This is a genomic window from Rhodoplanes sp. SY1, from assembly GCF_046000175.1.
Taxonomy (GTDB): Bacteria; Pseudomonadota; Alphaproteobacteria; order Rhizobiales; family Xanthobacteraceae; genus Rhodoplanes.
In genome coordinates this window covers 12,254-24,542 of the sequence record NZ_JBEOMB010000036.1, presented here as the reverse complement: position 1 = coordinate 24,542, position 12,289 = coordinate 12,254, and the positions used below count along the sequence as shown (strand labels likewise).

9 protein-coding genes are annotated in these 12,289 nt (G+C 70.8%); 5 read left to right on the top strand and 4 right to left on the bottom strand.

Going from position 1 to position 12,289, the window contains the following annotated elements:
• Positions 1–373: 373 nt before the first annotated feature.
• Positions 374–1,222: a LysR substrate-binding domain-containing protein gene (locus ABTU92_RS10490; RefSeq protein ID WP_408090305.1), complete on the bottom strand. Its 849-nt coding sequence runs from the start codon at positions 1,220–1,222 to the stop codon at positions 374–376.
• 108 nt (positions 1,223–1,330) lie between these two features.
• Between ABTU92_RS10490 and ABTU92_RS10485 the strand changes: the two genes are divergently transcribed.
• The 4 genes from ABTU92_RS10485 to ABTU92_RS10470 all read left to right on the top strand — a co-directional run bounded on the left by ABTU92_RS10485 (position 1,331) and on the right by ABTU92_RS10470 (position 7,007).
• A complete protein-coding gene (locus ABTU92_RS10485; RefSeq protein WP_408090303.1) occupies positions 1,331–1,741 on the top strand; it encodes a tautomerase family protein in 411 nt (136 codons plus the stop codon).
• A gap of 314 nt (positions 1,742–2,055) precedes the next feature.
• Positions 2,056–3,135 carry an efflux RND transporter periplasmic adaptor subunit gene (locus tag ABTU92_RS10480; protein ID WP_408090301.1) on the top strand — a complete coding sequence of 360 codons (1,080 nt, stop codon included), beginning with the start codon at positions 2,056–2,058 and terminating at the stop codon, positions 3,133–3,135.
• Between the two features lie 12 nt (positions 3,136–3,147).
• Positions 3,148–6,336 (top strand): efflux RND transporter permease subunit, encoded by a 3,189-nt coding sequence (locus ABTU92_RS10475; RefSeq protein ID WP_408090299.1) that lies wholly within the window; start codon positions 3,148–3,150, stop codon positions 6,334–6,336.
• Positions 6,337–6,410: 74 nt separating this feature from the next.
• Positions 6,411–7,007 (top strand): TetR/AcrR family transcriptional regulator, encoded by a 597-nt coding sequence (locus tag ABTU92_RS10470; protein ID WP_408090297.1) that lies wholly within the window; start codon positions 6,411–6,413, stop codon positions 7,005–7,007.
• Positions 7,008–7,017: 10 nt separating this feature from the next.
• On the opposite strand, the gene mdoH is transcribed toward ABTU92_RS10470, so the two are convergent.
• From mdoH to ABTU92_RS10455, 3 genes are all read right to left on the bottom strand, one after another.
• Positions 7,018–9,153 carry a glucans biosynthesis glucosyltransferase MdoH gene (mdoH, locus tag ABTU92_RS10465; protein WP_408090434.1) on the bottom strand — a complete coding sequence of 712 codons (2,136 nt, stop codon included), beginning with the start codon at positions 9,151–9,153 and terminating at the stop codon, positions 7,018–7,020.
• A gap of 2 nt (positions 9,154–9,155) precedes the next feature.
• On the bottom strand, positions 9,156–10,655 hold the full coding sequence (locus tag ABTU92_RS10460) for a glucan biosynthesis protein (RefSeq protein WP_408090432.1): 1,500 nt from the start codon (positions 10,653–10,655) through the stop codon (positions 9,156–9,158).
• A gap of 411 nt (positions 10,656–11,066) precedes the next feature.
• Positions 11,067–11,987 (bottom strand): LysR family transcriptional regulator, encoded by a 921-nt coding sequence (locus tag ABTU92_RS10455; protein WP_408090295.1) that lies wholly within the window; start codon positions 11,985–11,987, stop codon positions 11,067–11,069.
• Positions 11,988–12,064: 77 nt separating this feature from the next.
• On the opposite strand from ABTU92_RS10455, the gene ABTU92_RS10450 reads away from it, so the two are divergent.
• Positions 12,065–12,244, top strand: coding sequence for a hypothetical protein (locus ABTU92_RS10450; protein WP_408090293.1), 180 nt, complete (start codon positions 12,065–12,067; stop codon positions 12,242–12,244).
• Positions 12,245–12,289 lie beyond the last annotated feature (45 nt).

Here is a 12,289-nt window from a genome sequence, read left to right as displayed (position 1 = left end):
CCCGCCAGCGCCGCTCGCCGTGAAAGGCCGGGCGCGACCGACATGCGGTGTGCCGCATGCCCCGGATGACGCGGCTTGCGAGGCTCGCAAGCTGTCGAGTGCACACGATTAGGGACACTGCCCGAAGCATTGTCAATCGAGAGGCCCGTCCAGAATCTAAGCACCTGCCTGATTTTGCGGCGCAAATGTTCGGTCCGACCCGGCCGTGCCGCGCCGGTGATCGGCCCGCGCTCCCGTATCATGTTGCCATTTCACGCGGTCCGCCGTTCTGCGCGGAGCCGGCCTGCGCGGCCGTCGGCTCCGGCCTGCATCGGCATGTCGCACACGCCCGCCCTGCATGGCTCGGCGGCGCAGCGTCGTCGGCGACGAAACGTCAGGCCGCGAGCGTCTCGTGCATGAGGGCGGCGAGGTCGACCGCCGCCGGCGCGGCGTCCGGGCGGAGCCGCACCGAAAACACCGCCTCGCCGGCGTCCGGCAACCCGAGCGCCGGATCGGCGGGTCCGATGCCGCCGTCGGTGAAGCGCGCGGTCCGCAGCGTCACGGCGAGGCCGGCGGCGACCGCCGCCGCGAGGCCGGCGAGGCTCTGGCTGGTCGCGGCGATCCGGTACGGACGCCCCGCCCGGTCGAGCGCCGCCAGCGCAGCGGCCCGGAACCCGCAGGGCGGATCGAGCAGCGCCAGCGGCACGGCCTCGGGCGCCGTCGCCAGCCCGCCCGCGGCGGCGAGCCAGATCATCGGCTCGCGGATGACGCCGACCTCGTCGGCGGTGGGGTCGCCCCGCATCGCCACCATCACATCGATCGCGCCGGCCGCGAAGGCGGCGGAGAGCTCGCCGGTGCGGCCGATGCGCAGCTCCGTCTGCAGGCGCGGATGGGTGCGGGCGAAAAGGCGCAGGAGATCGGGCAGGCCGCGCGCCGCGAAGTCCTGGGTCGCCGCGATGGCGAGACGACCGCCGGCCGCCGCGCCGCGCAGGCTGAGCACGGCGTGGCGGTGCGCCTCGAGGATGCGCCGGGCGTGGCCGACCAGCTCCTCGCCGGCGAGCGTCAGGGTGCGGCCGCGGCCGGCCGGCGCCAGCAGCGCCAGGCCGACGGACTGCTCCAGCCGCTGCATCTGGGCCGTCACGGCGGACGGCGAGCGCCCGACGATGGTCGCCGCACGGGCGAGCGATCCGCCGTCGGCGACGGCCAGGAAGGTGCGCAGCAGCTCGGGATCCAAAAGATTCATTGTTCGAAGTTATCGAATCGTGAGTGCAATACAATTCCATTTTATTGGCGAAAGGAGCGCGGCATCGTCGGGACGTCAGAGCAACTCTCCAACCCGAGGAGCCAAGAGATGCCGATCATCACCCTCACGGTCAGCGGCACGCCCGATTCCGACCGCTCGAAGGCGCTCGCCGAGACCGTCACGACCCTGACGGCCGAGCGGCTGCGCAAGGATCCCGCCGTCACGGCCGTCGCCATCCACCATGTCGCCCCGGAGCACTGGTTCGCCGGCGGACGGTCGCTCGCCGACCAGGGCGTGGCGAGCTTCTGGCTCGACATCAAGGTGGTCGACGGGACCAACACCAAGACCGAGCTGGCCGACTATCTCGCGGCCGTGTTCGAGGCGATGGGGCGGCTGCTGGGGCCGCTGCACCCGGAGAGCTACATCCTGGTTCACGAGGTGCCGGCGGCGGCCTACGGGTTCGGCGGCAAGACCCAGGAGCACCGTTTCATCGCCGGGCGGCTCGACCGGGCGGCCTGACGCAGGCGCGCGCGAACGCGCGCGATCCCGTGTAGAAACCATTTACCACGCAAGGATTTACCCGGCCGGCAAGGGCGCCGCCGCGGCGCGTTCCGCAGGCGGTGCTTGACATTCGGCAAGAACTGACGAATTTCAATATTCGTCAGTCATCATTCTTCAGTGGTCCTCGCATGGTCCGGTTCGCAACCCCCGTCCCCCCGCCGTCCGGACCTGTCGGATCGCTGCTCGGCGCCCGAACGGGTGCTGTCGAGACCGCCGCCGTCGCTCCCGCCGTCCAACCGTCCCCAACGGGCGGCGTGCGGGCGGCGGCGGTGGTGCCTCTCCTCCTCGTGCTCGCCGGCGCCTTCGGGCTCGCCGGCTGTGACGCCAGCGACGGCAGCACCGGCAAGGCGCCCCAGGTGCTCGACCGTCCGGTGCTGAGCGAGACGGTCCACTACGAGGACCTCACCGAGACCCGCACCTTCGCGGCGACCATCAAGCCGCGCATCGAGAGCGATCTCGGCTTCCGGGTGAACGGCAAGGTGGCGAAGCGCCTCGTGCAGAACGGCGACCGCGTCTCCAAGGGCCAGCCGCTGCTGGTGCTCGACACCAACGATCTCGAGCTGCAGTTCCAGCAGGCCGAGGCCGAGGTGCGGGCGGCCCGCACCAACCTGATGCAGGCCGAGGCCGACGAGGGGCGCGCCACCGAGCTGCAGAAGAAGGGCTGGACGGCGGCCGCGACGCTCGAGAAGTCGCGCGCCACCGCCGAGGAGGCGCGCGGGCGTCTGACCCGCGCCCAGCGCTCGCTCGATCTCGCCAAGAACTCGCTCGACTATGCGACCCTCGAAGCCGATGCCGACGGCGTGATCACGGCGACCCCGGTCGAGCCCGGCCAGGTCGTCGCCTCCGGCCAGGCGGCGGTGCGGCTCGCGCGGCTCGCCGAGGTGGAGGCGCTCGTCGCGCTGCCCGAGACCTTCGTCGAGCGCGCCCGCCAGGCGACCGGAACCTTGACGCTGTGGTCGCTGCCCGATCGCGCCTACGAGGTGCGGCTGCGCGAGCTGTCTCCGGCCGCGGACGCGGCGACCCGCACCTATGCGGCGCGCTACACGATTCCGAAGGCCGACGAGGCGACCCGGCTCGGCATGAGCGCGACGCTGACGCTGCGCGAAGGCACCGGCACGCAGGCGGCCCGCCTGCCGCTCACCGCGCTGCTCAACCAGGGCCACGGCCCGATCGTCTGGGTGGTCGGCCGCGACGGCAAGCTCGAGCCGCGCCCGGTCGAGATCGCCCGCTACGAGGGCAAGAACGTGCTGATCGCCGCCGGCGTCAACGAAGGCGAGACCGTCGTGACGCTCGGCGCCCAGAAGCTCGATCCCGGCCTGATCGTCCGCCCGGTCGCCTCGCTGGCGTTCTGACCGGAGGCTGCGATGCGCCGCTTCAACGTCTCGGCCTTCAACGTCTCGGCCTGGGCGGTCGCCCACCCGACCCTCGTCCTGTTCCTGATCCTCATGCTCGGGGCGATCGGGGTGATGTCGTACCTGAAGCTCGGGCGCGACGAGGACCCCTCCTTCACGATCAAGATCGCCGTGGTGACGGCGGCGTGGCCGGGCGCGACCACCGAGGAGATGCAGTATCAGGTCGCCGACCGCATCGAAAAGAAGCTGCAGGAGCTGCCCTGGTTCGAGAAGGTGACGACCTACTCGAAGCCGGGCTTCACGGCCGCCCTGATGGAGTTCCGCGACACCGCGCCGCCCGGGCAGGTGCCGTATCTGTTCTATCTGGTCCGCCGCAAGATGGCGGATCTGAAATCCGACCTGCCGTCCGGCGTGATCGGCCCGAACATCAACGACGAGTACGGCGACGTCGACTCGATCCTCTACACGCTGCGCTCCGACGGCGCCGACTACGCCCAGATGAAGCGCATCGCCGAATCGATGCGCCAGCGCCTCCTGAAGGTGAAGGACGTCACCAAGGTGACGATCTACGGCACCCAGGAGGAGCGCATCTTCGTCGACTTCGACCACGTCAAGCTCGCCAATCTCGGCATCTCGGCGCAGGCGATCTTCGACAGTCTCGCCAAGCAGAACGACCTCGCGCCGGCCGGCACCGTGCAGTCGACGTCCCGCATCCCGCTGCGCGTCACCGGCGCCTTCGACGGCGTCGAGACCGTCAAGGAGACGCCGGTCGCGGCGTCGAACGGCACCGTGGTGCGGCTCGGCGACATCGCCACGGTGAGCCGCGGCTACGTCGATCCGCCCGACTATCTGGTGCGCCAGCGCGGCGCGCCGGCGCTCGCCATCGGCGTCGTCATGCAGAAGGGCGCCAACATCCTGCATCTCGGCGAGGCGGTCGACGCGGCGATGGCCGAGGTCGAGCGCGCGACGCCGGTCGGCTTCGTCTACGAGCGCATCGCCAACCAGCCGAAGATCGTCGAGGAGGCGGTCGGCGACTTCATGCGCTCCTTCGTCGAGGCCCTCGCCATCGTGCTCGCCGTCTCGTTCCTGTCGCTCGGCTGGCGCACCGGCATCGTCGTGGCGCTCTCGGTGCCGCTGGTGCTCGCCATCGTGTTCGGCGTCATGCTGACGATGGGGCTCGACCTGCACCGCGTCACGCTCGGCGCCCTGATCATCGCGCTCGGCCTGCTGGTCGACGACGCCATCATCGCGGTCGAGATGATGGTGGTTAAGATGGAGCAGGGCTGGGACCGCGCGCGCGCCGCGTCGTTCGCCTGGACCTCGACGGCGTTCCCGATGCTGACCGGCACGCTGGTCACGGCGGCCGGCTTCCTGCCGGTCGGCTTCGCCGCGTCGTCGACCGGCGAGTATGCGGGCGGCATCTTCTGGGTCGTGTCGATCGCGCTGCTCGCCTCGTGGGTCGTCGCGGTGCTGTTCACGCCGTATCTCGGCGTCAAGCTGCTGCCGACGATTCCCGTGCATCACGACGGCGACCTGAACGCCGTCTATCAGGGGCCGATCTATCGGCGGCTGCGCGCCGTGGTCGGCTGGTGCGTGCGCCGGCGCGGGCTCGTCGTCGCCGTGACGGCGATGCTGTTCGTCGCCGCGGTGCTCGGCTTCGGCAAGGTGTCGCAGCAGTTCTTCCCGCTGTCCGACCGCACCGAGCTGTTCGTCGAGATCAGGATGCCGGAGGGCACCGCGATCGCGGCGACCCTCGACGCCGCCCGCGAGGCGGAGCGCCTGATCGACGGCGATCCGGACGTCGCGACCGCCACCACCTATGTGGGCCAGGGGCCGCCCCGCTTCTGGCTCGGCATCAGCCCGGCGCTGCCCAACGAGGCCTATGCCGAGCTCGTGGTCATCGCCAAGGACGTACCGGCCCGCGAGCGGCTGAAGGCGAAGTTCGACGACGCCCTCGCCAAGGGTGCGCTCGCCGCGGCCCGCGTGCGCGTGAGCCGGCTCGACTTCGGCCCGCCGGTCGGCTTCCCGGTGCAGTTCCGGGTGATCGGCACGGATCCGAACACGGTGCGGGGCATCGCCTATCAGGTCCGCGACATCATGCGGACGAACCCGGACGCGCTCGATCCGCAGCTCGACTGGAACGAGCAGATGCCGTCGGTACGCCTGGTGCTCGATCAGGACCGCGCCCGCGCGCTCGGCCTCGATCCACAGACCGTCGCCCAGACCCTGCAGACGCTGGTCACCGGCCTGACCGTGACGACGGTGCGGGACCGCACCGAGAAGGTCGCAGTGGTGGCGCGCGCCATCGCGCCACAGCGCGGCGATCTCGGCGGCATCGGCGATCTCACGGTGATGTCGCGGAACGGCGTGCCGGTGCCGCTCTCCCAGGTCGCCCGCATCGAGCAGGGGCACGAGGAGGCGATCCTGTGGCGGCGCAGCCGCGACATGGTGATCACGGTGCGCACCGACATCCGCGACGGCGTCCAGGCGCCCGACGTGTCGACCGCGATCTGGGGCAAGCTCGCCGATCTGCGCGGCGGCCTGCCGGCCGGCTATCGGATCGAGATGGGCGGCGCCATCGAGGAGTCGTCCAAGGCCAACGCCTCGCTGTTCGCCGTCTTCCCGTTCATGCTGGTCGCCATGCTGACCATCCTGATGGTGCAGCTCCAGAGCTTCTCGCGGTTGTGGCTCGTTCTGCTCACGGCGCCGCTCGGGCTGATCGGCGCGACGCTGGGGCTTCTGGTGTCGGGCATGCCGTTCGGCTTCGTGGCGCTGCTCGGCCTGATCGCGCTCGCCGGCATGATCATCCGCAACACCGTGATTCTGGTCGACCAGATCGAGCAGGACGTCGCCGCCGGAAGCACGCGCGGCGAGGCGATCGTCGACGCCACGGTGCGGCGCGCCCGGCCCGTGGTGCTCACCGCGCTCGCCGCCGTCCTCGCCATGATCCCGCTGTCGCGCTCCGGCTTCTGGGGGCCGATGGCCGTCACCATCATGGGCGGCCTCTTGGTCGCGACCGCGCTGACGCTCCTGTTCCTGCCCGCCCTCTACGCCCTGTGGTTCCGTCGCTCGCTGGACGAGCGCGGGCCGGGACTGCCGGACGAGGCGGAGGCGGAATCCGGGGCCGACGCGGCGCCGATGATGTCGGATACACCGCGTCTCGCCCCCGCGGTGCCGGGCGGACATCCGCAAGAACCATGAGACATCTGCGCAAGGTTTTCGATAAGCTGTGTCCCGAGGCAGGCGGCGAACCGCCGCGCGAGGGAGGCGTGAAGGTGAGCGACGCGACGCGGGCCGAAGCGCGGGAGGCCGACACCCGCACCCGCATCATCACCACGGCGGACCGGCTGTACCGGCAGATCGGTTATCAGAAGACCACGGTGGCCGACATCGCGCGCGAGCTCGGCATGTCGCCGGCCAATGTCTACCGGTTCTTCCGCTCGAAGGACGAGATCAACGAGGCGGTGAGCCACCAGCTCCTCGGCGAGGTGCTGGCCGCCGTGAGCGAGATCGCGGCGCGCGACCTGCCGGCGACGGAACGGCTGCGCGATTTTTTCGTGACACTCGAGCGGATGAACACCGAGCGCTTCACGGTCGAGAAGAAGCTGCACGATCTCGTCGCCGTGGCGCTGACCGAGAACTGGCAGATCGTGCTGGACTATGTCGAGCGCATGGACGCCGTGATCGCCCAAATCATCGCCGACGGCATGGCGCGGGGCGAGTTCCGGCCCGGTGATCCCAAGCAGGTGGCGCGCTGCCTGCACACCGCGATGATCCGCTACTCGCATCCGCGCCTGATGGTGGAATGCGCGGAGTTCGAAGACCCGAAGGTCCCCCAGATGATCGAGTTCCTGGTCGGTGCGTTGCGGTAGCGGCGGCCGGTCACCCGCGCGACTTCCTGATCACGTCGGCGAGCGCGTCGCGATCGGCCAGGATCGCGAACGTCTCCTTCGCGGTCAGCAGCGCGGCGGCCTCGGTGATCGTGTCGGCCTCGGCGGCGCGGGCGCGGGCGACGACCAGCGCGACGTCGACGTCGCCCTTCCGGCGGGCCGGCTTCTCGTCGAGCATCGCGAGATGGGCGTCGCGTAACCCCGCGTCCTCGGCGAGACGCACCAGCGCCGGCGTCTCCGGCCCGGCCGGGGCGGCGGCGAGCGCCTGGGCGCGGAGCAGCACGGCGGGGGGCTCGCGCTCCTCCGGGATCAGCAGCAGGCCGGCGCGACGCAGGGCGTGGCCGACCCGCTCGCTCGACGTGACCGCGACGGTCGGGATGGCCAGCACGAGGCCGGCGACCACGGGCGTCATCCACAGGAGCAGCGGCGCCGACACCGCATAGGCGCCGCCGCCGAGTAGCAGGCCGAGCATCACGTGCGAGCCGTAGAGCCGGCTCAGCAGCCGGAGGTCGGTGCGGCCGGCGTCGCGCTGCTGGGCCTGCCAACCGGCGTCGCGCCCGAGGAGGATCTCGGCCACGGCGCGCGACTGCAGGAGCATCATGATCGGCGCGATCAGGCTGGTGACGAGCGTCTCCAGGATCAGGCTGGCGAGCGATCTGATCACGCCGCCGATGCCGCGGCGCTCGGACGCTTGCGTCATCGCGGCGATCCAGCCGAGAAGCTTCGGCACGACGAGAATCCCCATGGTGCCCGCAAAAACCCAGGCGGCGCGGACCGGGTCCTGGGCCGGCCATTGCGGGAACAGCGAGAAGCCGGAGGGGAAGTATTCCGGCTTCACGAACTGCGCCTGCAGGGAGATCAGCAGCCCGACCAGGAGGAACACCAGCCACAAGGGCGACGTGACATAGGAGCCGATGCCGGTGAGGAGGTGCAGGCGCGACACCCAGTGCAGGCCGCGCGCCGGCAGCACGCCGAGATGCTGCAGGTTGCCCTGGCACCAGCGGCGGTCACGGACCGCATACTCGGTGAGCGAGGGCGGGCATTCCTCGAAGCTGCCGCCGAGCGAGGGCGCCATGTGGACACCCCAGCCGGCGCGCCGCATCAGCGCCGCCTCGACGAAATCGTGGCTGAGGATGTGGCCGCCGAACGGCTTTCGCCCGGGCAGCAGCGGCATGCCGGCTTGGCCGGCGAAAGCTTCGACCCGGATGATGGCGTTGTGGCCCCAGTAGTTGCTCTCCGCGCCGTGCCACCAGGCGATGCCGCGGGCGATCAGCGGGCCGTAGACGCGGCCGGCGAACTGCTGGATGCGGGCGAACAGGGTCGTCCCGGCGAGCACGACCGGAAAGGTCTGGATCAGGCCGGCGCCCGGATGGCTCTCCATCGCACCGGCGAGCCGCACCACGGTGTCGCCGGTCATCAGGCTGTCGGCGTCGAGCACCAGCATGTGCGCATAGGCGCCGCCGAAGCGCGTCGTCCACTCGGCGATGTTGCCGGCTTTTCGCGCGACGTTCTCACGACGATGGCGATAGTAGATCCTTGTCGAGTCTGTGCGTTCGAGCAGCGCCAGATAGGCGGCCTCCTCACGGATCCACACCTCGGGATCGGTCGTGTCGCTGAGCACGAAAAAATCGAAATGGTCGCTCTGGCCGGTCGCGGCGATCGATTCGACGATCGCCTGCAGGCGGGACATCACCCGGTGCGGATCCTCGTTGTAGGTCGGCAGCAGCACGGCGGTGCGGGTCGAGAGCTCCGGCAGCGGCGCCGTGGTGTCGATGCCGAGGGTGCGGTCGGGGCCGCCGAGGATCGCGACGAAGCCGATCACGCTCGACACCAGCGAGAAGGCGATCCAGGCGAACAGCGACACGAACAGGCCGAGCACGGCCGCCTCGGGCGCGGTCAGGCCCTGCACCTGCAGCACCTGATACATCTCCCAGGCGCCACCGGCGGTCAGCGCGGCCGTCGCGCCGAACACCAGGAGCCGACGCAGCCCGGTGCGGGGGCGGCTTTCGGGCGCGGGCGCCGTCGTGCCGGTCGGCCGCCACAGCGACTGCTCCGGCATCGCGAGCGGCCGCTCCGGCGGGAGGCCGGACGCGGGCGTCGCGTGCCGGAGGGCGATGGCCTCGTGCATGATCAGGCCGTCCAGCGATAGAGCCACGTCTCGGTCAGCGGCTCGTCGCCGCGCAGCAGCAGGGCGCGCAGCTCGATCGCCGTCTCGCGCTCGGGCGCGAGCTCGAAGGCGAGCCGCCAGCCGCCGTCGATCGGGTTCGGCCGCGCCACGGCGTTGCGCACCTTGCCCTTGTCGGCCTCGACGACGGCCCGCACCGCCGCCGGATCGAGGCCTTTCAGCTTGTCGCCCGTGATGTCGAGCACGAACAGGCGCGTGCTCTCGGGGCCGGCGCCCGCGCGGGTGCGGGCGAACACGGCGAGCGGCGGCGCGCCCGGCTTGTTCGCGCCCCAGTGCAGCCGGTACGTGAACCAGTACTCGCCCTTGGCGGCGAGCGGGTCCTTCGGCCGCCAGAACGCGACGATGTTGTCGTGAATCTCTTCCTTGGTCGGGATCTCGACGAGCTGGATGGCGCCCGCGCCCCAGTCGCCGATCGGCTCGACCCATAGGCTCGGCCGCGTCTCGAAGCGCGACTCCAGATCCTCGTAGGCGTGGAAGTCGCGGGCCCGCTGCAGCAGCCCGAAGCCGCGCGGATTGGTGTCCTGGAAGGTCGAGACCTGCAGATCGGCCGGGTTGTGCAGCGGCCGCCAGATCTCCTCGCCGCGGCCGTTGCGGACCGCGAGCCCATCGGAATCGTGCACGGAGGGACGGAAGTCGTCGACGCCGACGCGGTCGTTCGGGCCGAAGAAGAACATGCTGGTGCCGGTGCCGATGCCGGGCAGCGCGATCTCGGCGCGCGGATAGAGCGTCATCTCGACGTCGAACACGGTCGTCTCGCCGGGCCTGATGGTGAACCGGTAGGCGGCCGCCGCGCTCTTCGAGTCGAGCAGCGCGTGGACCACCATCGAGCCGGTCTGGGCCGGTGGCTTCTCCAGCCAGAAGGCCCGAAAGGACGGGAACTCCTCGCCTTTCGGATCGGCCGTGGCGATCGACAGGCCGCGTGCCGACAGCCCGTAGGTCTGGCCCTTGGCGACGGCGCGGAAGTAGCTGGCGCCGAGGAAGACGGCGACCTCGTCGTAATAGTCGGGCCGGTTGATCGGCGCGTGCAGGCGGAAGCCGGCGAAGCCGATCTGCGCGTCGGCGGGCGGCGGCGGGACGGCGCCGAAGTCGAACAGGTCGGGCGTGTAGGCGATCGGCCGCGCCTTGCCGTCCACCACCTCGGAGAGCGCGACGCGCTCGGTGAACAGGAAGCCGCGATGGAAGAACTGCGCCTCGAAGGGCAGGCCCTCGCCGCGCCACAGCGCGCGGTCCGGCTTGAACCGGATGGTGCGGTACTTGTCATAGTCGAGATCGGTCAGGCTCGGCGGCAGGCCGGTATCGGGCGCCTGGAACGGCTTCTCGGCGAGCGCCCGCGCGGCCCGGCGCACGACATTGGCGTCGAACGGCGTCTCGGGAGCTTTCGGCTGGCCCTTGTCCTGGGCGCGTGAATTCTGTGCGAGCAGCGGCGATGTGGCGCCGGCCAGCACGAACGGCAGCGCCACCGACCCGGCCAGGAGGTCGCGGCGACTCGTCTGATGCGTGGTGATGGTGGCCACCCTCGGTGAAGCTTCGAACCTTCCGGACCAATCTCCGGCCGGCATCCAGGTTCCATCGCACCGGCCGCGGGCGGACGCATGACCGGACCATGGTGCCGCCGCGCTCTTTGCGTGACGCCGTCGCCGCAGAGATGAGCAGACGTTCAGGACCGCCGGCGCGGCGGCTTTCGCATACAGCATTCACCCAGTTCGTTCGGGGGTCATTCCGGGGCGGCGCGCCAGCGCCGAACCCGGAATCCAGCCGAGGACGCGGAGTTTGCCGCTGGATTCCGGGTTCGCGGCTTCGCCGCGCCCCGGAATGACGGAAACTGATCAGACGGGCTCGATCTCACGTCCGGATCCTCACGTCCGCATGGCGTCGATGGCGCGGACGAGCTGCTCGACGAACACGGCGGCCGGGATCGGCAGGTTGCGGTTGCGCAGCTGGCCGACGACCAGCGCCGCGGTCGGCACGTCGCGCGGATCGAGCGGGCGGGCGACGACGCCGGGCGTCGCGCCGGGATCGGCGCCGTCGGTGTCGAGGTCGGCGCCGATCTCCACCTGGAAGGAGAGCACGCGGTCGCGCCGCACCAGGCCGCGCAGCATCTCGAACGAGTTCGACTCGGCGACGACGCGGAGAGCGACGCCGGTGCGGGCGCAGGCGGTGTCGAGGAGCTGGCGGCCGCCGAGCGAACGGTCGGCGAGCGCACACGGGTGGCCGGCGCAGTCGCGCAGCCGCAGCGTCGTCTGCGTGGCGAGCGGATGATCGGCCGGCATCAGCACGACCAGGCGTTGCTCCACCGTCATCAGCGGCCGGAAGCTCGCATGGAACGACGGGCGATAGACCGCGACGAGATCGACCTCGTAGGCCTCGAGCAGCGCCATCGCCTGGTCGTGGTCGGCGACCCGCACGTCGAACGTCACATAGGGGTGGCGGGTCCGGTAGGTCGCGATCTCGCGCGGCAGGAAGTCGTAGGCGAGCGCCTGGCTGCAGGCGATGCTGACGGCGCCGCGCTTGAGGCCGCGCAGATCCTCGATCTGCGACTTCATCCGCTCGACGTCGGCGGCCTGCTCGCGCACGTAGCGCACGAACACCTCGCCGGCCGCGGTGAGCCGCACGCCGCGCGGCTTGCGCTCGAACAGCGCGGCGCCGAGCTCCTCCTCCAGATCCATGATCCGCCGGTTGACTGCCGAGGCCGTGACGGCGAGCCGCTCGGCCGCCTTCCGGATCGACCCGGCGCGGGCGACCTCGTCGACGTAACGCAGCAGGCGGAGATGGCGCATGGGGTTCTTTCTTCGCGTGCGACGTGCTGCCGCCTGTCGCTTCGGAGCGCGGGCGAGCCCCTGGCCCCGAGCCCGTCATGCCCGGCCTCGTGCCGGGCATCCACGTCTTCGACACCGCGACGGCTGCTGCGTGGATGGCCGGGACGAGCCCGGCCATGAGGACGCCGGGGCAGGTGACGAACCGGAGTGAAGCCTTTTCGGCAACGATAGAGCAAAAAATCAGCGGCAGAAGTCAACGCCTGCTTTGGCTAGCGTGATCACGCCGGACCTCGTCCGGGCCGCCTCCGGTCCTGTCGCGGGCC

Excerpts from the sequence above, each read along its gene's own strand:
- ABTU92_RS10490 (WP_408090305.1), bottom strand. The coding sequence starts at position 1,222 with ATGAATCTTTTGGATCCCGAGCTGCTGCGCACCTTCCTGGCCGTCGCC.
- ABTU92_RS10485 (WP_408090303.1), top strand. The coding sequence starts at position 1,331 with ATGCCGATCATCACCCTCACGGTCAGCGGCACGCCCGATTCCGACCGC.
- ABTU92_RS10475 (WP_408090299.1), top strand. The coding sequence starts at position 3,148 with ATGCGCCGCTTCAACGTCTCGGCCTTCAACGTCTCGGCCTGGGCGGTC.
- mdoH (WP_408090434.1), bottom strand. The coding sequence starts at position 9,153 with ATGCACGAGGCCATCGCCCTCCGGCACGCGACGCCCGCGTCCGGCCTC.
- ABTU92_RS10455 (WP_408090295.1), bottom strand. The coding sequence starts at position 11,987 with ATGCGCCATCTCCGCCTGCTGCGTTACGTCGACGAGGTCGCCCGCGCC.
- ABTU92_RS10450 (WP_408090293.1), top strand. The coding sequence starts at position 12,065 with ATGCCCGGCCTCGTGCCGGGCATCCACGTCTTCGACACCGCGACGGCT.